Source organism: Polaromonas sp. AET17H-212 (assembly GCF_002379085.1).
Lineage (GTDB): Bacteria > Pseudomonadota > Gammaproteobacteria > Burkholderiales > Burkholderiaceae_C > Polaromonas.
The window spans coordinates 1-22295 of record NZ_NBZW01000002.1 but is presented as its reverse complement, the minus strand read 5'-3'; the positions used below and the strand labels follow the sequence as shown (position 1 = coordinate 22295).

At 63.9% G+C, this 22295-nt stretch carries 20 protein-coding genes and 3 tRNA genes; 14 read left to right on the top strand and 9 right to left on the bottom strand.

Going from position 1 to position 22295, the window contains the following annotated elements:
• Positions 1-34 precede the first annotated feature (34 nt).
• Positions 35-937: a PP2C family protein-serine/threonine phosphatase gene (locus tag B7G53_RS02285; protein WP_096662945.1), complete on the bottom strand. Its 903-nt coding sequence runs from the start codon at positions 935-937 to the stop codon at positions 35-37.
• Positions 934-1941, bottom strand: a complete 1008-nt coding sequence (locus tag B7G53_RS02280; protein WP_096662942.1) for a serine/threonine protein kinase — start codon at positions 1939-1941, stop codon at positions 934-936. Before B7G53_RS02280 ends, B7G53_RS02285 begins: the two co-directional genes overlap by 4 nt.
• Positions 1942-2006: 65 nt before the next feature.
• Between B7G53_RS02280 and B7G53_RS02275 the strand changes: the two genes are divergently transcribed.
• From B7G53_RS02275 to B7G53_RS02260, 4 genes are all read left to right on the top strand, one after another.
• Complete coding sequence (locus B7G53_RS02275) at positions 2007-2924, top strand: YicC/YloC family endoribonuclease (protein ID WP_096662937.1); 918 nt, start codon at positions 2007-2009, stop codon at positions 2922-2924.
• A 45-nt stretch (positions 2925-2969) separates the two neighbouring features.
• Positions 2970-3590, top strand: a complete 621-nt coding sequence (gene gmk / locus B7G53_RS02270) for a guanylate kinase (protein ID WP_096662934.1) — start codon at positions 2970-2972, stop codon at positions 3588-3590.
• 47 nt (positions 3591-3637) lie between these two features.
• Positions 3638-3841: a DNA-directed RNA polymerase subunit omega gene (rpoZ, locus tag B7G53_RS02265; protein WP_096662930.1), complete on the top strand. Its 204-nt coding sequence runs from the start codon at positions 3638-3640 to the stop codon at positions 3839-3841.
• Between the two features lie 112 nt (positions 3842-3953).
• Positions 3954-6200 (top strand): RelA/SpoT family protein, encoded by a 2247-nt coding sequence (locus B7G53_RS02260; RefSeq protein WP_096662925.1) that lies wholly within the window; start codon positions 3954-3956, stop codon positions 6198-6200.
• A gap of 29 nt (positions 6201-6229) precedes the next feature.
• Here the strand turns inward: B7G53_RS02260 and greB are convergent, their stop codons facing one another.
• From greB to hrcA, 4 genes are all read right to left on the bottom strand, one after another.
• Positions 6230-6802 carry a transcription elongation factor GreB gene (greB, locus tag B7G53_RS02255; RefSeq protein ID WP_096662922.1) on the bottom strand — a complete coding sequence of 191 codons (573 nt, stop codon included), beginning with the start codon at positions 6800-6802 and terminating at the stop codon, positions 6230-6232.
• An 86-nt stretch (positions 6803-6888) separates the two neighbouring features.
• Positions 6889-6965: transfer RNA gene (locus tag B7G53_RS02250), tRNA-Arg, on the bottom strand.
• 30 nt (positions 6966-6995) lie between these two features.
• Positions 6996-7072: transfer RNA gene (locus B7G53_RS02245), tRNA-Ile, on the bottom strand.
• 27 nt (positions 7073-7099) lie between these two features.
• On the bottom strand, positions 7100-8119 hold the full coding sequence (gene hrcA / locus B7G53_RS02240; protein ID WP_096662919.1) for a heat-inducible transcriptional repressor HrcA: 1020 nt from the start codon (positions 8117-8119) through the stop codon (positions 7100-7102).
• Between the two features lie 48 nt (positions 8120-8167).
• Here hrcA and B7G53_RS02235 point away from each other — a divergent pair, with 48 nt between their 5' ends.
• From B7G53_RS02235 to rapZ, 3 genes are read left to right on the top strand one after another with little or no spacing between them, the layout of a single operon-like run.
• Positions 8168-9043 (top strand): NAD kinase, encoded by an 876-nt coding sequence (locus tag B7G53_RS02235; RefSeq protein ID WP_096662916.1) that lies wholly within the window; start codon positions 8168-8170, stop codon positions 9041-9043.
• On the top strand, positions 9040-10683 hold the full coding sequence (recN, locus tag B7G53_RS02230) for a DNA repair protein RecN (RefSeq protein ID WP_096662913.1): 1644 nt from the start codon (positions 9040-9042) through the stop codon (positions 10681-10683). The genes B7G53_RS02235 and recN overlap by 4 nt, the downstream gene beginning before the upstream one ends.
• A gap of 26 nt (positions 10684-10709) precedes the next feature.
• Entirely contained in the window at positions 10710-11582 is an 873-nt protein-coding gene (gene rapZ, locus B7G53_RS02225) for an RNase adapter RapZ (RefSeq protein WP_096663802.1), read from the top strand.
• Positions 11583-11678: 96 nt separating this feature from the next.
• Here the strand turns inward: rapZ and mutY are convergent, their stop codons facing one another.
• The 3 genes from mutY to mutM form a co-directional block, all read right to left on the bottom strand.
• Positions 11679-12812 carry an A/G-specific adenine glycosylase gene (gene mutY, locus B7G53_RS02220; protein WP_096662910.1) on the bottom strand — a complete coding sequence of 378 codons (1134 nt, stop codon included), beginning with the start codon at positions 12810-12812 and terminating at the stop codon, positions 11679-11681.
• A gap of 8 nt (positions 12813-12820) precedes the next feature.
• Entirely contained in the window at positions 12821-14791 is a 1971-nt protein-coding gene (locus B7G53_RS02215; protein ID WP_096662907.1) for a dynamin family protein, read from the bottom strand.
• Positions 14792-14865: 74 nt separating this feature from the next.
• A complete protein-coding gene (gene mutM, locus B7G53_RS02210; protein ID WP_096662904.1) occupies positions 14866-15681 on the bottom strand; it encodes a bifunctional DNA-formamidopyrimidine glycosylase/DNA-(apurinic or apyrimidinic site) lyase in 816 nt (271 codons plus the stop codon).
• Positions 15682-15745: 64 nt separating this feature from the next.
• Here mutM and B7G53_RS02205 point away from each other — a divergent pair, with 64 nt between their 5' ends.
• The 7 genes from B7G53_RS02205 (at position 15746) to pth (ending at position 21897) form a co-directional block, all read left to right on the top strand.
• Positions 15746-17515 (top strand): tetratricopeptide repeat protein, encoded by a 1770-nt coding sequence (locus tag B7G53_RS02205; protein WP_096662901.1) that lies wholly within the window; start codon positions 15746-15748, stop codon positions 17513-17515.
• A gap of 7 nt (positions 17516-17522) precedes the next feature.
• Complete coding sequence (locus B7G53_RS02200; protein WP_096662898.1) at positions 17523-18044, top strand: lipoprotein insertase outer membrane protein LolB; 522 nt, start codon at positions 17523-17525, stop codon at positions 18042-18044.
• 38 nt (positions 18045-18082) lie between these two features.
• The gene (gene ispE / locus B7G53_RS02195) at positions 18083-18937 is read left to right on the top strand and encodes a 4-(cytidine 5'-diphospho)-2-C-methyl-D-erythritol kinase (protein WP_096663799.1); all 855 of its coding nucleotides are present in this window, start codon (positions 18083-18085) and stop codon (positions 18935-18937) included.
• Between the two features lie 106 nt (positions 18938-19043).
• Positions 19044-19120, top strand: a tRNA-Gln gene (locus tag B7G53_RS02190).
• 246 nt (positions 19121-19366) lie between these two features.
• Positions 19367-20341 carry a ribose-phosphate pyrophosphokinase gene (locus B7G53_RS02185; protein WP_096662895.1) on the top strand — a complete coding sequence of 325 codons (975 nt, stop codon included), beginning with the start codon at positions 19367-19369 and terminating at the stop codon, positions 20339-20341.
• Positions 20342-20425: 84 nt separating this feature from the next.
• Positions 20426-21124: a 50S ribosomal protein L25/general stress protein Ctc gene (locus B7G53_RS02180; protein ID WP_096662892.1), complete on the top strand. Its 699-nt coding sequence runs from the start codon at positions 20426-20428 to the stop codon at positions 21122-21124.
• Positions 21125-21270: 146 nt separating this feature from the next.
• A complete protein-coding gene (gene pth / locus B7G53_RS02175) occupies positions 21271-21897 on the top strand; it encodes an aminoacyl-tRNA hydrolase (RefSeq protein WP_096662889.1) in 627 nt (208 codons plus the stop codon).
• Positions 21898-22295: the final 398 nt, after the last annotated feature.

Here is a 22295-nt window from a genome sequence, read left to right as displayed (position 1 = left end):
CAGCACCTGGGCCCATGGCGGCCAGGCCGGGAACTCAGGCCTTTTTTGCCGCAGAGCGGCGTATCGCCTCGTTGATTTCGGCGATGGAGCGTTCGATCGCTGCATCGTCAAGGTCTTCGACGCTGGAGTCGAGCACGCCGGCCTGGATGGTTGATGCGAACACGCCGTCCATGATGCTGTCGGTCGAGACGCCGCGCGTCGATTCGAAGGCGTCGGGCGTTTCCCACTCCATGGCCAGCACGGTGACGTTGTCGCTGTGCTCGCCGCCATTGCGCAGCGCATGTTCGACCATGTCGGGCACGGCGTCAGACACGCTGTTGCCCGCCATGTGGCGCACAATTTCAGCGTCGGTCAGTGTGCCCCACAGGCCGTCGGAGCAGAGCATCAGCTTGTCGCCCTGCTGCAGGACCACCGGGCCGGCGATGTCGAACACCGGCTTGGACGGGGAGCCCAGGCAGGTGAACAAAATGTTGCGGTTCAGGCGCTCGAGTTTGATGATGCCGGCGTTTTGCTGCTCCAGGTAGGAGTGGTCGCGTGTGCGCGTCAGCAGTTCGCCGTCACGCACCACGTAGAGCCGCGAGTCGCCGCAATGGACCCAGGTCGCGCCCGAGCCCTGCAGGATGGCCGCCACCACCGTGGTGCGCGGCGTGTCAAGCATGCCTTTTTCGCTGGCATAACGGATGATCTGGTGGTGCGCTGCCATCAGGGCCGACGAGAGGAATTCGGTGGTGTCCCTGACCAGCGGCCGGGCTTCCTTCTGGTACAGCGCAGAAATGGTCTGCAGCGCCAGCTGGGCCGCGACCTCGCCTTCAGGGTGGCCGCCCATGCCGTCGGCCAGCACAAACAGGCCTGACTCGCGGGTGTAGCAGTACCCCATGCGGTCTTCGTTTTTCTCGCGACCGCCCTTGCGACTGACCTGAAAGACCGAGAATTTCATTTGAATTTCGTCGCAAAGCCAGTGGCCTTGCGCGCGGTTTTCTTGGTGTCTGACACCATGTTGTCAAACTGCAGCCGCATTTTTTCGCCGACGGTCAGCTTGGTGTAGCGCCGCTCACCCTCGCGGCTGAGTTCTTTCTGCAGGGCAAAAACCGATTGCGGCCGCGACAAGGGATCGAGTGACATGCACCATTCAACCACTTCGATGAGGTTGTCGGAATACACACCGCGCAAGCGGGACAGTGCAAGCGACAGACGGTCTTTTTCAAGCCGCTGCGGCGCGTCGTTGGGCGGATAACCCTGCATGGTTGCGTAAATACAGGCGCCGATCGCGTAAATGTCGGTCCACGGCCCCATCGACGAATCACGCCGGTACATCTCGGGCGCAGCAAACCCCGGGGTGTACATGGGGCGGATGAAATTGCCTTCCTTGCTCAGCACCTCGCGGGCGGCGCCAAAGTCGATCATCACGGCCTTGTTGTCGTCGGTCACGAAGATGTTGGCCGGCTTGATGTCCAGGTGCAGCATCTTGTGCTGGTGCACGATGCGCAGCCCGCGCAGGATCTCGTCGAACAGCGAGCGGATGGTCGACTCGCGAAACACCTTCTGCTTTTTGAGCTCGCGTGCGGTGATGATGAAATCCTGCAGGGTGCCGCCCTCCAGGTAGTTCATCACCATGTAGACGGTTTCGTTTTCGCGGAAGAAGTTCAGCACGCTCACCACGGACGCGTGCGAGATCTGGGCCAGCGACCGGCCTTCCTCGAAGAAACTTTTCAGGCCCAGCCGGTACAGCGACAGCTTTTCGGGCTGCACCTGGGGCAGCAACTCGCCCGGCGGGCGGCTGGCCAGCGAAGACGGCAGGTACTCCTTGATGGCGACCTGCTGGCCCTCATTGTCAACAGCCAAGTAAACTACCCCAAACCCGCCGGCCGACAGCTTGCGCACCACGCGATAGCCACCAATGACGGTATCGGGTGGAAGTGACGCGGGCTTGACCTTTGACATAATTCGGGATTAAGCAAGGTGACGGGATCACCAAGTCCTGTTTCTCTACAAAAGCGTATTACTAAATGTCAGTTTACAGCATGACTGGCTATGCAGCCGTCCAATCCACCCCTGCGCGAAATGCCCCGGAAACGGACGCCGGGACGGACGCCAGCGCACGCCTGGGCGTGGAGATACGCTCGGTCAACAGCCGCTTTCTGGATCTGGCCTTCCGCCTGCCCGATGAGCTGCGCCAGACCGAACCCGCCCTGCGCGAACTGCTGACCGGCAAGCTCAAGCGCGGCAAGATTGAAATGCGTGTCTCGCTGGAGAGCAGCTCCGGCAGCAGCCTGCGCGCCCCGGCGGCCAGCACGCTGCAGCGACTGGGTTCGCTGGAAGACACGGTGAAATCCTGGCTGCCCCACGCCGCGGCCCTGAGCGTGGCCGATGTGCTGCGGCTGGCGAGCGGCGAAGACAAGACCACCCACGACTACAGTGACGAGTTGCTCAAGCTGTCCAAAAAAGCCCTGAAGGACCTGCTGGCGGCCCGGGAGCGTGAAGGCGCCCGGTTGGCGCAGATGCTGCTGGACCGCACGGCGCAGTTGCGGGCGCTGGCAGCCTCGGCCGTGCCCATGGTGCCCAAGCTGGTCGAGCAGCAAAAAATCCGCTTCATGGAACGCTGGCAGGAAGCCATGGCGCTGGGCGGCGGCAGCACCCTGCCCGAGGCGGCACAGGACCGGGCCCTGACGGAAGCCACCTCCTTTGCGATACGCATCGATGTGGCGGAGGAAATCACGCGGCTGTCGTCCCATCTGGACGAAATCGACCGGCTGCTGGCCGCTGGCGGCGAAGTCGGCAAACGGCTCGACTTCCTGATCCAGGAGCTGCACCGTGAAGCCAACACGCTGGGCTCCAAATCCGGGTCGCTGGAGCTCACCCATGTCTCGGTGGACATGAAGGTGCTGATCGAGCAGATCCGCGAGCAGGTCCAGAACATCGAATGAGGCCCGCCCGGCCCTGAATCAACCCATCTACAAGAACCTGACGCCATGGACTATCCCGGAAACCTGTTTGTTGTCGCTGCACCCAGCGGGGCCGGAAAATCCAGCCTGGTCAAGGCCCTGATGGAGCTCGATGCGCGGGTGCAGCCGGCGGTGTCACACACCACCCGGCCGCCGCGCGGACAGGAGAAACACGGCCGCGAATACTTCTTCATTTCGCCCGAGGAGTTTGACGGCATGGTGCTGCGGGACTCCTTCCTGGAGTGGGCGCATGTGCATGGCCACCGCTACGGCACCTCGCGACAGACGATCGAGGAACGCGTGGCGACCGGTGCCGATGTCATCCTGGAAATCGATTTTCAGGGCGCGATCAACATCAAGCGTATTTTCAACAACGCGGTGCTGATCTTCATCCTGCCGCCGAGCTGGGAAGAGCTGCGCTCACGGCTGGAGCGGCGCGGCGAGGATACGCCGGAAGTGATCGAATTGCGGCTTAAAAACGCGGCCGTCGAGATGGCCCAGGCCCATGAATTCGATTTCGTTATAATCAACGAGTTATTTGAACGAGCCGTTTTCGACCTGAAAACCATTGTTCATGCCCAGCGGCTCAAGTTTGCAGCCCAAAGACGTGCCCGCGCCGAGACCTTCCAGGCCCTGCACATTGCCTGACCTGCTGCTGCTTCATTCCCCCTATTGCATCTAACCCGGAGATCATCATGGCCCGCATCACTGTTGAAGACTGCCTGGAAAAAATCCCCAACCGCTTCCAGCTCGTTCTGGCCGCGACCTACCGCGCGCGCATGCTCAGCCAGGGCCATGCCCCCAAAATCGAGAGCAAGAACAAGCCTGGCGTGACCGCCTTGCGCGAAATTGCCGAGGGCAAAATCGGCCTCGAAATGCTGAAAAAAGTCCCCAGCTGAGGCGCCCGCCCTCTCCTCCAAAAAGCACCGCCTGCGGTGCTTTTTTGTTTTCCCAAGGTCGTGTAATGCCCGCTTTTTGCACGTTTTACCGGCACCACGATACATTTAAGGCATGAGCGCCCTGGATTTCCCCATCGCAAACGTCAAGTCCACCCCGGCTGCCGCCAACGCAGCCGCGGCGAGTTTTGCTGCGCTCACGGCCAAGCTGGACTACATGAGCGCCGAGGACGTCAACAACGTCCGGACCGCCTACCGCTTTGCCGATGAAGCGCATCTGGGCCAGATACGCAACGGCGGCCTGCCCTACATCACCCATCCGATCGCCGTGGCGCAGCAGTGCGCCGAATGGAAGCTGGACGCACAGGCCCTGATGGCCGCCCTGCTGCACGATGCGATCGAGGACTGCGGCGTCACCAAGCCGGAGCTGATCGAGCGTTTTGGCGCGCCGGTCGCGGAACTGGTGGACGGCCTGACCAAGCTGGAAAAGCTGGAGTTCAACACCCGCGAGGAAAACCAGGCCGAATCGTTCCGCAAGATGCTGCTGGCGATGGCCCGCGATGTGCGCGTCATCCTGATCAAGCTGGCGGACCGCAGCCACAACATGCGCACGCTCAGCGACGTGCCGCGCAGCAAGTGGAACCGCATTTCGCGCGAGACCCTGGACATCTATGCGCCGATTGCGCACCGCCTGGGCCTGAACGCCACCTACCGCGAGTTGCAGGACCTGGCCTTCCAGCACCTGTACCCCTGGCGCTACGCCACGCTGACCAAGGCCCTGGCCCGCGCCCGCGGCCGCCGGCGCGATGTGATCAAGCGGGTGCAGTCCGAAGTGGAAGCAGCGTTTGCCAGCGCCGGCATCCAGGTGCATATCTACGGGCGCGAAAAAGCGCTCTATTCGATCTATCGCAAGATGGACGAAAAACACCTGTCGTTTGCCCAGGTGACGGACATCTACGGCTTTCGCGTCATTGTCGCCAACGTCACGGCCTGCTACACCGCCATGGGCGTGTTGCACCAGCTCTACAAGCCGCTGCCGGGCAAGTTCAAGGACTACATCGCGATTCCCAAGGTCAACGGCTACCAGTCGCTGCACACCACGCTGGTCGGTCCCTTCGGCACCAACATCGAATTCCAGATGCGCACCGAGGCCATGCACATCGTGGCCGAATCCGGCGTTGCCGCACACTGGCTCTACAAGGCCACCGACCCGGACAGCGATGCTTCGCAGCGGCTGGGCACCCAGTGGCTGCAGTCCCTGCTCGACATCCAGCACGAAACCCGCGATGCCGCCGAATTCTGGGACCACGTCAAGATCGACCTGTTTCCCGACGCCGTCTATGTGTTCACGCCGAAAAGCCAGATCATGGCCATGCCGCGCGGCGCAACGATTGTCGATTTTGCCTACGCCATCCACAGCGACGTGGGCCACCGCGCCGTGGCCGCCAAAGTCAACGGCGAGCAGGTTCCGCTGCGCTCGGAGCTGCACAACGGCGACGTGATCGAGATCATCACCGCATCGGTCTCCAGCCCCAACCCCGCCTGGCTGGGTTTTGTGCGCACCGGCAAAGCCCGATCGAAGATTCGCCATTACCTCAAAACCATGGCCCTGAGCGAGTCGCAGGACCTGGGCGAAAAAATGCTGGCGCAAGCCCTGCGGGCCGAGGGCATAGACCGCGAGCGGCTGTCCGAGGACGACGACGCCCACCACGCCACTTGGGAAAAAATCCTGCGTTTCAGCGGCAATCGCACACGCGCCGAGTTGCTCACCGATATCGGCCTGGGCAAACGGATTGCCAGCATGATCGCCAAGCGCATCGTCACCCTGCTGGCTGAAACCGGCGAAAAACCGGACCCCTTGCTGATGAGCCGCGAGCGTTACACCGCGCACGAGTCGATTTCGCAGGGTGCGCTGGTGCTGGACGGCAGCGAAGGCGCCTCGGTGAAGTTTGCCGCGTGTTGCCGCCCCATTCCGGGCGACGCCATCGTGGGTTATCTGGGCCGTGGCGAAGGGCTGGTGGTCCACACGGACGACTGCGCCATCGCCAAAAAGCTGCAGCACCGCGACAGCGAGCGCTTCATTGCGGTCGATTGGTCGGACGAACCCACCCGTACCTTTGAAACCGGCCTGCTCGTCACGGTCACCAATGGCAAAGGCGTGCTTGCCCGCGTGGCTTCGGCGCTGGCCAGCGCTGAGGCCGACATCACGCATGTGGACATGGGGCAGGATCCGGCGCAGGATGCGACCGACCTGCGCTTTGATGTGGCGGTGCGTGACCGCATCCACCTGGCGTCCGTCATGCGCAGCGTCAAGCGCACCCCGTCGGTGTTGCGCGTCCAGCGCGCCAAACCAGGCGTCTGAGCGGACCCCCCAGGGCTGTTTAGTTCATGTCAGCGCGGCCCACCGGGGGCGTCTGGCGCCGGATAACTGACCTGCACCACCTCGATGTCCTTGAGTCCGCCCGGGGTCGCCAGCTTCACTTCGTCGCCGACCCGCGCCTTGAGCAGTGCACGGGCAATCGGTGAAATCCAGCTGACCTGGTTGCGCGCACTGTCCGCCTCGTCAATGCCCAGGATGGTCACCGTCTGCTCGGAACCGCTGCTGTCGATGTAGCTGACGGTGGCACCAAAAAACACCTGGTCGCTGCTATGGTGCACGGCAGGGTCGGAAATTTCGGCAATTTCAAGCCGCTTGGTCAAAAACCGGATGCGCCGGTCGATCTCGCGCAGCCGCTTCTTGCCGTAGTGGTAGTCGCCGTTTTCGGAGCGGTCGCCGTTGCTGGCGGCCCAGTGAACCACCTCCACCACCTTGGGGCGCTCGTTGTCGATCAGGTCCAGCAGCTCGGCCTTGAGCCGGGCATAACCCTCGGGCGTGATGTAGTTTTTGCCGCCCGCAGGCAAAGGCGGCAGCGACAACTCGTCATCGTCGTCCGTGTCGGTTTCTTTGGTGAAGGCTTTGCTCATGAGTGACTGAGGCAGTCAAAACGTGTCCATATCGGAACATCGTAACGAAAAAGCCCTGGAACCTCGCGGTTCCAGGGCTTGACGTTTGGTGCGGCTGGCAGGAATTGAACCCACGACCCCTTGGTTCGTAGCCAAGTACTCTATCCAACTGAGCTACAGCCGCTAAGCCTCGAATTATAGCCTATTAATTGGGTGGTAGGGCGTCACAGACTTGAACTGTGGACCAAAGGATTATGAGTCCTCTGCTCTAACCAACTGAGCTAACGCCCCACGTCGCCACTGCGGATTGTACCGGCCCTACTTGCTGTGGCTCAGTGCGCTGCTGACCATCTTGGCGGTGATGTCGACGATCTGGATCATTTTTTCATAGGGCATGCGCATGGGCCCGATCACGCCCAGGGTGCCCACCACCTTGCCGTCCACCTCGTAGGGTGCGGTCACGATGGACAACTCCTGGTAGGGCACGACCTGGCTTTCGCCGCCAATATAGATGCGCACGCCCTCGGCCCGGCTGGACACGTCGAGCAGGCGCATGAGCTGGGCCTTCTGCTCGAACAGGTCGAACAGCTTGCGCAGGTTGCCCATGTCGCTGGAAAAATCGCTGACCGCCAGCAGGTTGCGTTCGCCCGAGATCACCACCTCGTCGCGCGACTCGATCGCCTCGCTGCTGACCTGCACCGCCGCCTGCATCAGGCTGGCGATCTCGCCGCGCAATTCTTCCACCTCGTTGACCAGCCGCTCGCGCACTTCCTCGATCGCCATGCCGGCGTAGTGCGAATTGAGGAAGTTGGCCGCTTCGATGAGCTGGCTCTGGGTGTAGTCGGTCTCGGTGAAGATCACGCGGTTCTGCACGTCGCCGTCGGGCGAGACGATGATGACCAGGATGCGTTTTTCGGACAGGCGCAAAAACTCGATATGGCGGAACACGGACGTGCGGCGCGGGGCCATCACGACACCGACAAACTGCGACAGGTCCGACAGGATGTTGGCGGCGTTGCTGAAGACCTTTTGCGGCTGGTCCGGTGCCAGGCGGGGTGTACCCAGCGCGCTGAGCGACGAATACTGGTCGCGCTGCATGGTCAGCATGGTGTCGACAAACAGGCGGTAACCGCGGGCGGTCGGGATGCGGCCGGCCGAGGTGTGCGGGCTGACGATCAGGCCCAGATCCTCCAGGTCGCTCATGACATTGCGTATGGTCGCCGGCGACAGGTCCAGCCCGGAGGCCTTGGACAAGGTGCGCGAACCGACCGGTTGACCGTCGGCGATGTAGCGCTCCACAAGCGCTTTTAACAACAGTCGGGCACGTTCATCAAGCATGAAGCCATTCTACGAAGCTTGGCAAGGATGTTGTGATGTAATTTGGCGATGAAGTCGCAATTTCGTCACGTCGCCCTGATCGGGAAGTACCACGCACAGGGTTCACGCTCGGCGCTGGAGGAAATTGCCGGCTTCCTGCACACGCAGGGTTGCGAGGTCACGCTGGAAAAGGACACGGCCAGCAACACCGGCCTGACGCAGTACCCGGTCCTCGATGTGGCCGGCGTCGGAGCGCATTGCGACCTGGCCCTGGTGGTCGGCGGCGACGGCACCATGCTGGGCATAGGCCGGCAGCTGGCCCAGTTCGGTGTGCCGCTGGTCGGCATCAACCAGGGCCGCCTGGGCTTCATCACCGACATCGCCTTCGAGGATTTCCAGACGGCGCTCGCGCCCATGCTGCGCGGCGAATACGAAGAAGACCGGCGCTGGATGATGCGGGCCGAGGTCATGCGTGACGGCCGCTGCGTCTTCAACGCCACCGCCATGAACGACGTGGTCGTCAACCGCGGCGCCACAGCCGGCATGGTCGAACTCAGGGTCGAAGTCGATGGCCGTTTTGTGGCCAACCAGCGTGCCGACGGACTGATCATCGCCACGCCAACCGGCTCCACCGCCTATGCGCTGTCGGCCGGCGGCCCGTTGCTGCATCCGTCGATTTCCGGCTGGGTCATGGTGCCGATTGCGCCGCACACGCTGTCGAACCGCCCCATCGTGTTGCCCGACACCGGCGAGGTCACCGTGGAAATTGTCGCAGGCCGCGATGCCAGCGCCAATTTCGACATGCAGTCGCTGGCCACCCTGCTGCACGGCGATCGCATCACGGTGCGGCGCTCGGAATACCAGATGCGCTTTTTGCACCCCAAGGGCTGGAGCTACTTCGACACCCTGCGCAAAAAACTTCACTGGAATGAAGGTGCGGTATGAGTCTTAAAAACATCGCCCTGCGCGACTTTGTCATCGTGCGCGAACTCGCGCTGGACCTGGACAGCGGCTTCACCGTCCTCACCGGCGAGACCGGCGCCGGCAAATCGATCCTGATCGACGCCCTGCAACTGGCCCTGGGCGCACGCGCCGACGCCGGTGTGGTGCGCGAGGGCGCCCAGCGCTGCGAGATCAGCGCCACCTTTGACGCGCCGGCCCAGCTGGGTCCCTGGCTGGACCAGGCCGGCTTTGCCGCCGAAGACGACTTGCTGCTGCGCCGCACGATCGATGCCCAGGGCAAAAGCCGGGCCTGGATCAACGGCAGCCCGGCCACGGCCACCCAGCTGCGCGAGATCGCCGACCTGCTGGTCGATATCCACGGCCAGCATGCCTGGCAAAGCCTGACCCGGCCCGATGCGGTGCGCGGCCTGCTCGATGCCTACGCCGGCGTGCCGGCCCAGGCCCTGGCGCCGCAGTGGCAGGCCTGGCGCAGTGCGCACAAGGCCCTGCTTGACGCGCGTGAGGCGCAGGACAGCCTGCAGCGCGAGCGCGAGCGCCTGGCCTGGCAGATCGGCGAACTCGACAAGCTGGCGCCGGGCGAGCACGAGTGGGAAGAACTCAACACGCAGCACAGCCGGCTGTCCAATGTGCAGGCCCTGCGCGACGCGGTGCAGACGGCGGTCGATGCGCTGCAGGAGTCCGACGACAACGCCAGTGCCCTGCTCGGCCGCGCCCTCACAGCGCTACAGAATCAGGAGCATATCGAGCCCGAATTCAAAGGGCTGACAGAGGTTTTGGGCAGTGCCCTGGCGCAGATTGAAGATGCCGTGCATTCGCTGCATGGCTACGCGCGGCATGCCGAGCTGGAGCCGCAGCGGCTCGCCGAACTCGATGAGCGCCTCTCGCTGTGGGTCAGTCTGGCACGCCGCTACAAACGCACGCCGGCCGAGTTGCCGGAACTGCTGGCCACCTGGCGCAGCGAGCTGCAAAAACTCGATGCGGCAGCCGACCTCGTGGGTCTGGAAAAAGCCGAGCAACTGGCCCAGGCCGCCTACCGGGACGCAGCACGCCAGGTGTCGAAAGCGCGCAGCAAGGCCGCGCCCCTGCTGGCCCAGGCCATCACCCAGGCGATGCAGGGCCTGGGCATGCAGGGCGGCAAGTTTGAAGTGGCCCTGGGCAAGCTGGAGCAGCCCGCGCAGCACGGCCTGGAACAAGCAGAATTTCTGGTCGCCGGCCACAGCGGCAGCACACCGCGGCCGGTCGGCAAGGTCGCCTCCGGCGGCGAGTTGTCGCGCATTGCACTGGCCATCGCGGTGACCACCAGCCAGCTCGGGCAGGCGCAAACCCTGATTTTTGACGAAGTGGATTCCGGCGTCGGCGGCGCCGTGGCCGAAACCGTCGGTCGCCTGATGAAACAACTCGGCAAGGACCGGCAGGTCATGGCCGTCACCCACCTGCCCCAGGTCGCAGCCTGTGCCGACCATCACCTGATGGTGGCCAAACGCCCGGACAAGGGCCAGACCGTGAGCACCGTCGAACTGGTCCACAGCGAGCAGCGGGTGGCCGAGGTGGCCCGCATGCTGGGCGGCGAAAAGCTCTCTGGCACCACACTGGCCCACGCCAAGGAGATGCTGGGCCAATGAACGCCGCCGCCGACCCCACTCCGGACATGGCTGCGGACATGGACATGGTGCTGATCACCGGCATGTCCGGTTCCGGCAAATCCATCGCGCTGCATGCCCTCGAAGACGCGGGCTACTACTGCGTGGACAACCTGCCGCCGGAGCTGCTGCTGCCTTTTGTCGCGCTGGAAAAGCAGCACGGCGCCCGCAAGGTGGCGATCGCGATGGACGTGCGCAGCGCCATCTCGCTGCCGCTGGTGCCGCTGCAACTGGCGCAGATGCGGGAACAGGGCGTGGCCGTGCAATCGGTGTTTCTCGACGCCAGCACCGACACCCTGGTGCGGCGCTTCTCGGAAACCCGGCGCATGCACCCGCTGTCGCGGCGGGAAGACCTGGACCAACAGCGCGCCCTGATCGATGCAATTGACGAGGAGCGTGAGCTGCTCGGCGAGTTGCGCGAACATGCCCATGTCATCGACACCAGCATGATCCGGCCGTCCCAGCTGCAGGGCTATGTGAAAGCACTGATTTCCTCACCGGCCACCCAGCTGACCCTGGTGTTTGAATCGTTTGCCTTCAAACGCGGCGTGCCGGTCGATGCCGACTACGTGTTCGACGTGCGCATGTTGCCCAATCCGCACTATGAGCCGGAATTGCGCCGCCTGACCGGCCAGGACGAAGCGGTGGTGCGCTACCTGCAAGGCTATCCCGAGGTGGGCGACATGTTCCGCCATATCGAGCAGTTCATCGGCCACTGGCTGCAGGCGCTGGCCCGCGACCACCGCAGCTATGTGACGGTGGCCATCGGCTGCACCGGCGGCCAGCACCGCTCGGTGTACCTGGTCGAGCAGCTGGCGCAGGCCTTCGGCCCGCACTGGGTCACGCTCAAGCGCCACCGGGAACTCGACGCCATCCCGTGAGCCTGGCCGTCGCGGGCCGATTTACTCTGATTTTGATAGCTGCCTGCGCCCGCCCTTCAAGGGCTGGAGGCCAATTTCATCACAAACCACAGGCAATCAGGCGTCGCGCTGCGCGAGCAACTTTCTGACCGGTGCCGGCAATCCCAGCGCTTCCCAGGCGTCGCGCGCAAACCAGGCACCGGTGCCCGGCAGGCGGGTGCTTCTGGCCTCCCGGGCCGACAGCGCCAGCACCAGGGGCGACAGGCGCAAGTCCTTGTGCGTCAACACATGCACAAAGGGCGGAATCGCCGTCAGCCGGGGCTGCAGGGGCGCGGGCAAGGCCGCCAGCAAGTCCTCTTCGCTGTCGAACACCGGAAAACAATAAAGGCCACCCCAGATGCCGGGCGCAGCGCGCCGTTCCAGCCACACGCTGCCGTCGGCTTTTTCGGCCCACAGCAGCGCGAGCGACTGCGCGCTGCGCTTGAGCTTGCGGGTCTTGACCGGAAAGCGTTCCGGCGTGCCGCCAGCCAGGCCCCGGCACATGCCCTGCACCGGGCACAGCAGGCAGGAAGGCTGGCGTGTCGTGCAGATCGTGGCGCCCAGATCCATCAGGCCCTGGGTGTAACGTGGCATGGTCTCGGGCAGTTGGCGGCGCGGCAACAGCTCGGTGGCGATGGCCCACAGTTCCCGCTCCTGCGCGCTGGAGGCCAGATCGCCGGAAAACGCGGTGACCCGCGTCAACACCCGCTTGACGTTGCCGTCCAGAATGGCGACCCGCTGCGAAAAGCAGAACGAGGCGATGGCCGCTGCGGTCGAAGGCCCGATGCCGGGCAGGGTTTGCAGCAGTTCCGCCGTCTGCGGAAACTGCCCGCCATGCAGACGCACGACGTCCTGTGCACAGCGGTGCAGGTTTCTGGCCCGGCTGTAATAACCCAGACCGCTCCACAAACCCAGCACATCGTCCTGCGCGGCAGCGGCCAGATCGGCCACCGCCGGGAACCGCGCCAGGAAGCGTGCGTAGTAATCAAGCACCGTGGTCACCTGCGTTTGCTGCAGCATGATCTCGGACAGCCAGACGCGGTAAGGGTCACGCGTGTTCTGCCAGGGCAGGCTGTGGCGACCGTGGCTTTTCTGCCAGCGCACCACCTGGGCGGAAAAACGGCTCCCCAGTTCCGCCGCCTGCAAACCGGTCCCGGTCGCCCCGGAAAGCAGCGGGGACACACCGGTGCCGGGCGTGGAGCTTGGGGTCATCCCCGCGCTCAGGCGGCCCGGATCATGGCGGCGGCAGGAGCCGCCAGCGCCGGGTCATGCGGACTTGCCGGCGCATGCACGAGCTGGTCCGTCAGTTCGTCGAGCTTGCTGTCGAGTTCATCGAGCGCCCGCTCATGGGCGGCAATTTCAGCAATGCGTTCGTCCAGGCCGGTGGCCGCCTGCTGGATGCGTTCGATCGCCTCGATGCGGCGGCTGAAGTTGCGCCGGCGCTCCTTGAGCTGGGCATCGAGCTGCGAGGCCGCCGACTTGTTCCACAACTCGACCTCGCCCAGTGCGGTCTCGTAAACCACGCGCAGCCGCGTGGCCAGCGCCCGCACCAGCCGTTCGGAAAAATCCGGCCGTGCCAGCTTGAGGATGTTGGCCACGCCCAGGTATTGCAGGTGGCTGCGTTCGATCTGCTCCAGGTCCACCAGGAAACGGCCCATTTCGGGCTCTTTGGGCGCCTGCAGGGAAAAACCAAACTCGGCATTGAGCTGCTTGAACGATCCGCCCAGCATGCGCTGGATGTCAGCGCTGGTGGTCTGGGCTTTCTGCAGGCCTTCGCGCAGCCGCGCAAAGGTCTGGCCATAGGCTTTCTTGACGCCGAGCTTGATGCCGGGCTGCTTGAGTGCGTGGGTCAGTTCCGCCAGCTCCGTCTTGAGGGTCGGCGTGCCGAGCAGGTGGAACACTTCCCTGAGCAGTTTCAGGTGGATGGAACGCACGGCCTGTATCTTGGCGCCGCTGGCATTGAATTCGACCTGCTCCTGCTCAATGCGCGAACGCATGTGCTTGATGACCGAGTCGTTCTTGCCGCGCAGGCCGCGCAGCTCGATCATCTGCTCGGCCAGGTCGCGGCGGCGGATATGGATGACACGGCCGGCTTCGGCACGCAGCTCGACAATGCCGGCGGCCACCGCCGAGCGCAGGATTTTCTGCCGCTGCCCCATCACGCCCTGCGCCAGCGCCAGTTCCAGCCCGGGCAGGCAGCTGGCCTGCAGCAGCTTGTCATCGCCTGTGACTTTGGCGACCAGGCCTTTCTGGGCCGAGACCGGAATGACCTGGGCCACCGGCAACCCGAGAATCTCCGCCGAGCTGGCACGCTGGCGGTCGATCTGGGCCTGGATCTGCGCGGGCGAACTCAGGGCGTCCCACAGGGTGTCGATCTTGTTGAGCACCACCAGGCGGGCATCGTTGTCGTCACCCTCGGTGATCAGGTGTTCACGCCAGATGGCCAAGTCGGATTTGGTCACGCCGGTGTCGGCCGCCAGGATGAAAACCACCGCATGGGCTTGCGGAATCAGGCTCACCGTGAGTTCCGGCTCGGCGCCGATCGCGTTGAGCCCCGGCGTGTCGAGAATCACCAGCCCCTGCTTGAGCAGCGGATGGGCGATGTTGATCAGCGCATGGCGCCACTTGGGCACCTCGACCAGACCGGCGGCATTGACCCGCGGATTGTCCTGCGGCGCGTCGTCATGCCAGAAGCCCAGCGCGCGCGCCTCGTCCTGCGTGACATGGCTGACTTCGGCCACCTTTTCGAGCGCCTTCGAGAGCTTGACCGGGTCGTTCACATCGAGGTCGACCCGTGTCCATTTCTCGGGAACCATGCGCCACTCCATCAAGGCCTGCGGCTTGAGCCGGGTCTCGATGGGCAGCAGGCGCAGGCAGGGCGGCGCGTCCGCGTCGTAACCCAGCTCGGTCGGGCACATGGTGGTGCGGCCGGCACTGGCCGGCATGATGCGCCGGCCGTAACCGGCGAAAAAGATCGCATTGATCAGCTCGGACTTGCCGCGCGAAAATTCGGCAACAAAGGCCACCATGACCTTGTCCGAGCGCACCTGCGACTCCAGCCGGAGCAGGCGCTCTTCCACGGCGGCATTGAGCAGATCGTGGCCCTTCATCCATTCGGACAAAAGCTTGAGGCGCAAGGCAAACGCGCGCCGCCAGGCGCCGTGCTGGTCAAATTGTTGGTTAAAAGACATGGTGCGCCGTGGACATAGATCGGTCAATATAGCATCGCCCACCGGAAACGGTCAGCCCCGGGCGGGACGGGTGTTCAGGGTTTCTGGCAGTTGACACAGTAAAAAGTGGAACGCTGGCCCTGCCGGAGCATGCGGATCGGCGCCGCACACAGCTTGCAGGGAAGGCCGGCCCGGTCGTACACCATGGTTTCGAGCTGGAAGTAGCCGCTCTCGCCCATGGCGTTGGAAAAATCCTTCAGGGTGCTGCCGCCTTTTGCAAGCGCTTGCGACAACACGCTGCGGATCGCCGCATGCAGCCTGGCGGCGCGGGGCTTGCTCAGCCGCCCCGCCCGCACGGTCGGACGGATGCCGGCCATGAACAGCGCTTCCGAGGCATAGATGTTGCCGACACCGACAACGATCTCGCCGGCCAGCAGCACTTGCTTGATCGCCGTCTGCCTGCCTTGCAGCGCGCGGTAAAAGGCCAGCGCGTCAAACGCATCCGTCAGCGGTTCCACGCCCAGCCGGCCCAGAAGCTTTTGCGCAGCAGCGTCGTGCTCGGCAGGCGCGTACACCACGGCACCAAAGCGGCGCGGGTCGTGCAGCCGCAAGGTGCCTGCCGTGGTACGCATGTCGAAATGGTCGTGTTTTCCGGGCGGCGGCAAGTCCGCCCCGAATCCCAGGCTGCCGGACATGCCCAGATGGATCAGCAGCAGGCCGCCGGTGGTGTCGAGCAGAAGGTATTTGCCGCGCCGGCGGACCTCAAGCACGGTGCGCCCGGTCAGGTGCGCAGCATCGCAGCCCAGGGGCCAGCGCAGCGGCTTGCCCATCTGCAGGTCCAGTATTTTTGCGCCGGCAATGCGGCTGGCAAAACTCAGGCGGGTGACTTCGACTTCAGGCAATTCGGGCATGGGCAACTCGGGTCAATCACGGAACACACCTACATGGGCGCAGGGCTTCAATTATCATGGTCTGATGAAACAACTTATCAGCGTTTTCAGTGCAGTTTTCCTGGCAGTGCCGGCGCTGTGGGCCCAGCCCGCCCCGGCCGTGCCACCCGCCGCCCAGCCTGAGGCGCCGGCGGCTGCCCAGGACGCCACCCCCGTGCCCTCCCGCCTGGACGGGGAACTGTTCTACGAGGTGCTGCTCGGCGAACTCACGGCCCGGGAAGGTGATGCCCCGACCGGTTTTTCACTGATGCTGGACGCTGCCCGCAAAACCAACGACGCCCAGCTGTACCAGCGCGCAGCCGACATTGCCCTGCAATCGCGCTCGGGCGACGCAGCGCTGCAGGCCGCACAGGCCTGGCGCCAGGCCCAGCCAGCCTCGCGCGAAGCCAACCGCTATGTGCTGCAAATCCTGCTGGCACTGAACCGCATCACCGAGACCACGGAGCCGCTGAAAGATGAAGTGAAGCTCACGCCCCAGGTCGAACGCCCGCAGGCCATCATCACCCTGCCACGATTTTTTGCCCGTGTCGGCGACAAAAAACTCGCCGCCAGCGTGCTCGAGCAGGCGCTGGCCGACGAGCTCAAGGCCCCCGCCACGGGCGCAGCCGCCTGGACCGCCGTCGGGCGCATGCGGCTGGCCGCCGGCGAACTGCCTGGCGCGCTGGAGGCTGCCGAACGTGGACAGGCGCTCGACCCCGCGGCGGAAGGGCCGACCTTGCTGGCACTGGAATTGATGGATCCCAAACTGCCGCGTGCCGAGGCCCTGGTCCAGAAATACCTGGCGGGCAACCCCAAGACCGCGCCCGAAATACGCATGCTCTATGCCCGCGTCCTGCTCGATGTCCAGCGTTATGCCGAAGCCAGCACGCAACTGCAGCTGGTCACGCGCGACAAGCCCGACTACCCCGAAGGCTGGTTGGTGCTGGGCTCCCTGCAGCTGCAGGACAACCAGTTGGCGCCAGCGCAGACGTCGCTGCTGCGTTATATCGAACTGGCCAGCCAGGGTGAAGCCCAGCCACAGACCAGTCGCGGCCTGTCGCAGGCCTACCTGTCGCTCGCGCAGATTGCAGAAAAACGCCGGGATTTCGCCGCAGCGGAAAGCTGGATCGCCAAGATCCCCGACGCGCAGGAACTGGCCCAGGCGCAGGTGCGCCGCGCTTCGCTGCTGGCCCGACAGGGCAAACTCGCCGAGGCCCGCCAGCTGATCCGGAAATTGCCCGAACGCAACCCCGATGACAAACGCATCAAGCTGATGGCCGAGATCAACCTGCTGCGCGAGCAGAAGGAATACCGCAGCGCTTACGAGTTGCTGGCGCAAGCCGTCACGCAATTCCCGGACGAACCCGAACTTCTCTACGACCAGGCCATGATGGCCGAGAAGCTCGATGCCCTGCCGGAAATGGAACGCCTGCTGCGCCAGGTGGTGGAGCGCAAGCCCGACTACCACCACGCCTACAACGCGCTGGGGTACTCGCTGGCCGATCGCAACGTGCGCCTGCCCGAAGCCAAACAGCTGATCCTCAAGGCACTGGAGTACGCACCCGAGGACCCCTTCATCAAGGACAGCCTGGGCTGGGTGGAGTTCCGCCTGGGCAACAAGGCCGAAGCCCTGAGCATTTTTGAAGCTGCCTACAAGGCCAAGCCCGACGCCGAGATCGCCGCGCATTTCGGCGAGGTCCTCTGGAGCCTGGGTCAGCGCGACAGGGCACTGGCCGTCTGGAAGGAAGGCATGCTGCTCAACGCCGAGAACGAGACGCTGCTGGAGACCCTCAAGCGCCTGCGGGTCAGGCTGTAAACCGCCCATGACCGTCACGTTCACCCCCTTGCGCCGGCGCGCCGCCCTGCTGGCAGGCTTGCTGATGGCGACAGCTTTCATGGCGGGCTGCGCCAGCCCGCCCAGGGCGGTCGGCCCGAATGACACCAAAATTTCGTTCTGGTCAGGCCGCCTCAGCCTGCAGGTGCAAAGCGAGCCGCCTCAGGCCTTTTTTGCCGGCTTCGAACTCAAGGGCAACCCCACGCAGGGCGAACTGACGCTGAACAGCCCGCTGGGCAACAGCCTGGCCGTGCTGCGCTGGTCGCCGCAGGAGGCCGTGCTCGATTCCGGCAACCAGATCCAGCGCTTTGCCAGCGTCGACGAACTGATAGAAAAAGCCACCGGCGCAGCCGTGCCGCTGCCCGCGCTGTTTGACTGGCTGGACGGCAAAAACACCGTCGCGGACGGCTGGAATGCCGATCTGTCGCAACAGGCCGAGGGCCGTATTTCGGCCAGCCGGACCATGCCGCAGCCGCGCTCCGACCTGCGCATCGTGCTGGCGACGCCTTGATGCAAGCCGGCCTGCCGCGCCCTGCCTCGGCCGCGCCGCTGAAGGCGATCTACGATGTCGCGGCGCCGGCCAAACTCAACCTGTTTCTGCACATCACCGGGCGCCGCCCCGACGGCTACCACCTGCTGCAGTCGGTGTTCATGCTGATCGACTGGTGTGACACCCTGCATTTCGAGCTGCGCCAGGATGGCCGGATCACGCGCACCGACCTTGGCAGCGAGGCCAGCGAGGCGCTGCCCGCCGAAGACCTGGTGGTGCGTGCCGCACGGGCACTGCAACACGCGTCCGGCACCGCGCTGGGCGTGCACATCGGTCTGAAAAAACGCATTCCGTCGCAGGCTGGCATGGGCGGCGGCTCGTCCGATGCCGCCAGCTGCCTGCTGGCGCTGCAACGCCTGTGGGGCGTCAGGCTGCCCGCCGCGCAACTGCAGGCCATCGCCCTCGGCCTCGGTGCTGACGTGCCGTTTTTCCTCAGCGGCGGCCACGCCTGGGTCGAAGGTGTCGGCGAAAAAATCACGCCCTTGGCCCTGCCCGCCGCCCGCTTTGTGGTGGTCAAACCCGCCGCCGGGCTGCCGACCGACGCCATTTTCCGCTCGCCCGGGCTCAAACGCGATACAGAAACTGCTACAATCCGAGGCTTTGCTGCAAACGCAAATGGCTCTGTTTACGAATTCGGCCATAACGACTTGCAGCCAGTCGCGCAGGCCTTGTGTCCGCAGGTTGGTCAATCCCTCGATTGGCTCTCCATGCAGCATTTGCAAGGCCGCATGACTGGCTCGGGAAGTGCTGTATTTGCGCATATGCCGCACGAGATGGAACTAGCGGTCGCCCCGGGCGACTGGCAAGTCCGCAAGTGCAGCAACCTGGATGCACATCCTCTGGCCGGTTGGTAAGATAAGGGCCATGGAATGTGTTTCCAGAAACAACGATTAAAGGGTTGGTTGCTGGTCCCCTGACAGCTGTCTTTGACAGTTTTCAGCTCCGACAATCTACCTGTGTAGGGGTGTCGCCAAGTTGGTTAAGGCACCGGATTTTGATTCCGGCATTCGCAGGTTCGAATCCTTCCACCCCTGCCAAAATTTTCGGGTCCCATGGGGGTCCGAGTTTTTAGGCCACCCGACAACGGGGGCCGTGCTCGCTGACTGTTGAGTGTCTCCGGTGAAGGCGCTGCCTGCGCAATTCAGACGCTGAATTGGCCGGGCAGGAAATGGCCAGAAGCCGCATTGACATGGGACGGACACAGGGCGTCCGTGTTTTCAGTGCGTTTATTGCTTTTATCCATTCGGCAACGTTCCCCCTCCTAGACACCCGCTGGGCCACACATGCAACCGCACCACTCCGACTTCATGCTTTTCACGGGCAATGCCAATCCGGCCATGGCATCCGAGATCGCCCAGCATCTGGGCATTTCGCTGGGGGCCGCCCATGTGGGACGTTTCTCCGACGGAGAAGTGACGGTCGAGATTCAGCAGAATGTGCGGGCGCGTGACGTGTTCGTGGTGCAGTCCACCTGCGCGCCGACCAACGAAAACCTGATGGAACTGCTGATCATGGTCGACGCGCTCAAGCGTGCTTCGGCCGAACGCATTTCCGCCGTGATTCCTTACTTCGGCTACGCCCGGCAGGACCGCCGTCCGCGTTCGGCGCGCGTTCCCATCAGCGCCAAGGTGGTGGCCAACATGCTGCAGGCCGTCGGCGTCTCGCGCGTGCTGACGATGGACCTGCATGCCGACCAGATCCAGGGCTTTTTCGACATCCCGGTAGACAACATCTATGCCTCGCCGGTGCTGCTGGGCGACCTGCGCCAGAAAAACTACAACGACCTGATGGTGGTCTCGCCCGACGTCGGCGGCGTGGTGCGTGCCCGCGCGCTGGCCAAGCAGCTCGGCTGCGACATGGCCATCATCGACAAGCGCCGGCCCAAGGCCAATGTGTCCGAAGTCATGCACGTGATCGGCGACATCGACGGGCGCAACTGCGTCATCATGGACGACATGATCGACACGGCCGGCACGCTGGTCAAGGCGGCCGAGGTGCTCAAGGAGCGCGGCGCCAAAAAGGTGTACGCCTATTGCACGCACCCGATTTTTTCGGGCCCCGCGATTGAACGCATTGCGCAGGGCGAAGCCCTCGACGAAGTGGTGATCACCAACACCATTCCCCTGAGCCAGGCCGCGCAGGACTGCAAGAAAATTCGCCAGCTCTCCGTGGCGCCGCTGATTGCCGAGACAATCCAGCGCATCGCCAACGGTGAGTCGGTCATGAGTTTGTTTTCGGACCAGGACAACCTGTTCTGATCCGGAGCGAAAAGCCGGCTGCATTCGTGCAGCTTTTTTATGTCGGGGTGAGCTGGTCGCGGCCCACCTCTTTTGGAGAAGATTATGAAATTCGTCGCTTTTGAGCGCGCCAAGCAGGGTACGGGTGCGAGCCGCCGTCTCCGCATCACCGGCCGCACGCCCGGTATCGTTTACGGTGGCACCGGTGAACCGTCGCTGATCGAACTCGATCACAACGCACTGTGGCACGCCATCAAGAAAGAAGCTTTCCACGCTTCCGTCCTCGAGATGGAACTGGGCGGCAAGACACAAAAGGTCTTGCTGCGCGATCTGCAGATGCACCCGTTCAAGCAACTGGTCCTGCACATCGACTTCCAGCGCGTCGACGCGAAGACCCGCCTGACCATGAAAGTGCCACTGCACTACAGCGGCCAGGAAGAGTCCCCCGCGGTCAAGGCCGAAAACTGCCTGGTCAACCACGTGCTGACCGAGCTGAGCATTTCCTGCCTGCCCAAAGACCTGCCTGAATTCATCGCCGTCGATCTGAGCGGCCTGAAAAAAGGCACGTCGCTGCACGTCAAGGACATCACGCTGCCAAAAGGCGTGAAGTTTGTCGCCAAAGGCGGCATGGACAACCCGGTGCTGGTGTCGGTCTCTGCCGTTTCGGAAGAAGCTGAAGCCGATGCTGCCGCCGCCGCTGCCGCTGCCGTGCCTGTGGATCCCAAGGCCGCCAAGGCCGCTGCCGCCAAGGAAGCCAAAGCCGGCGCCAAGGCTGACGCTGCCAAGCCTGCTGCCAAGAAGTAATTCATGACGGCATCGGCCTGAAAAGGCCCGCGGCCCTTGTCCTCCCCGGAGGTCAAGGGCCGTTTTTCTTGGGGGAAGGTCCTGCTGCACCCATAATCCGGTGGCGGGCCCCACCTGCAGACCGTTTTCCCCTCTCATCACACCGCATGATCAAACTTTTTGTAGGCTTGGGAAACCCCGGCCCTGAATACGAGGCGACCCGCCACAACGCCGGTTTCTGGTGGACCGAGGCGCTGGCGCGCGAGCTCAAGCTGAGCCTGGCCCTCGACAAGAACTACCACGGCCGCGTCGCCCGCACCACCATCAGGGGCCAGACCGTCTGGCTGCTCGAGCCGATGACCTTCATGAACCTGTCGGGCAAATCGGTGGCGGCGCTGGCACGTTTTTTCAAGATCGCCCCCGAAGAGATCCTGGTGGCCCACGACGAACTCGACATCGTCCCCGGCCAGGCCAAACTCAAGTTCGGCGGCAGCCACGCCGGGCACAACGGCCTGCGCGACATCCATGCCCAGCTGGGCACGGGCGACTACTGGCGCCTGCGCATCGGCGTCGGCCATCCGGGCGTGAAGTCCGAAGTCATCAACTGGGTGCTGAAGAAGCCGTCCCAGGAACACCGCGCGGCGATCGAGGACAGCATCGCGCGCGCACTCAAGGCCGTGCCCGAGCTGCTGGCCGGCGAGATGGAAAAAGCCACCATGCTGATCCACACCAGCGCGCCGCCCCGGCCCAAGCCGCCGCGCAAGCCCGAGGCTGACGACTCCGTCAACGATTAGCGGCTTCACGCTGCGACAGCAGTCTGCCCCGGACAGTAGTTCCAACTCCCCACCCCACCCCTAACCCCTGCCCTCGCCCCGCTGGGCGATGGAGGGGGACTTCATTTGGCCGCGTGTGCTGCCCGCCGCGTGCAAACATGACGGCCGCTCGACGCTGACATGACGCGCTTTGCGCGTCATGTATCCCCGCACCCGACCCCGAACCCGCATTTCTTACCCACCCGTCGGGCTGGGCCGAGGAGCGCAGGTAAAAGCGGATCAGCAACTGTGTTCAAAGTCAAATCCATTTTGAGGTTTTTTCAAGCGTTGGCAAGCTGTGCACAACCGAAGGTGGCCTGCCACGGCCTGCCTGACTTGATGACCGCATTCAGGATGGTCAACAACTTGTGCATGCAAGC

Coding starts and splice junctions, on each gene's coding strand:
- B7G53_RS02285 (WP_096662945.1), bottom strand. CDS start 937: ATGAAATTCTCGGTCTTTCAGGTCAGTCGCAAGGGCGGTCGCGAGAAA.
- B7G53_RS02280 (WP_096662942.1), bottom strand. CDS start 1,941: ATGTCAAAGGTCAAGCCCGCGTCACTTCCACCCGATACCGTCATTGGT.
- B7G53_RS02275 (WP_096662937.1), top strand. CDS start 2,007: ATGTCAGTTTACAGCATGACTGGCTATGCAGCCGTCCAATCCACCCCT.
- gmk (WP_096662934.1), top strand. CDS start 2,970: ATGGACTATCCCGGAAACCTGTTTGTTGTCGCTGCACCCAGCGGGGCC.
- rpoZ (WP_096662930.1), top strand. CDS start 3,638: ATGGCCCGCATCACTGTTGAAGACTGCCTGGAAAAAATCCCCAACCGC.
- B7G53_RS02260 (WP_096662925.1), top strand. CDS start 3,954: ATGAGCGCCCTGGATTTCCCCATCGCAAACGTCAAGTCCACCCCGGCT.
- greB (WP_096662922.1), bottom strand. CDS start 6,802: ATGAGCAAAGCCTTCACCAAAGAAACCGACACGGACGACGATGACGAG.
- hrcA (WP_096662919.1), bottom strand. CDS start 8,119: ATGCTTGATGAACGTGCCCGACTGTTGTTAAAAGCGCTTGTGGAGCGC.
- B7G53_RS02235 (WP_096662916.1), top strand. CDS start 8,168: ATGAAGTCGCAATTTCGTCACGTCGCCCTGATCGGGAAGTACCACGCA.
- recN (WP_096662913.1), top strand. CDS start 9,040: ATGAGTCTTAAAAACATCGCCCTGCGCGACTTTGTCATCGTGCGCGAA.
- rapZ (WP_096663802.1), top strand. CDS start 10,710: ATGGCTGCGGACATGGACATGGTGCTGATCACCGGCATGTCCGGTTCC.
- mutY (WP_096662910.1), bottom strand. CDS start 12,812: ATGACCCCAAGCTCCACGCCCGGCACCGGTGTGTCCCCGCTGCTTTCC.
- B7G53_RS02215 (WP_096662907.1), bottom strand. CDS start 14,791: ATGTCTTTTAACCAACAATTTGACCAGCACGGCGCCTGGCGGCGCGCG.
- mutM (WP_096662904.1), bottom strand. CDS start 15,681: ATGCCCGAATTGCCTGAAGTCGAAGTCACCCGCCTGAGTTTTGCCAGC.
- B7G53_RS02205 (WP_096662901.1), top strand. CDS start 15,746: ATGAAACAACTTATCAGCGTTTTCAGTGCAGTTTTCCTGGCAGTGCCG.
- B7G53_RS02200 (WP_096662898.1), top strand. CDS start 17,523: ATGACCGTCACGTTCACCCCCTTGCGCCGGCGCGCCGCCCTGCTGGCA.
- B7G53_RS02185 (WP_096662895.1), top strand. CDS start 19,367: ATGCAACCGCACCACTCCGACTTCATGCTTTTCACGGGCAATGCCAAT.
- B7G53_RS02180 (WP_096662892.1), top strand. CDS start 20,426: ATGAAATTCGTCGCTTTTGAGCGCGCCAAGCAGGGTACGGGTGCGAGC.
- pth (WP_096662889.1), top strand. CDS start 21,271: ATGATCAAACTTTTTGTAGGCTTGGGAAACCCCGGCCCTGAATACGAG.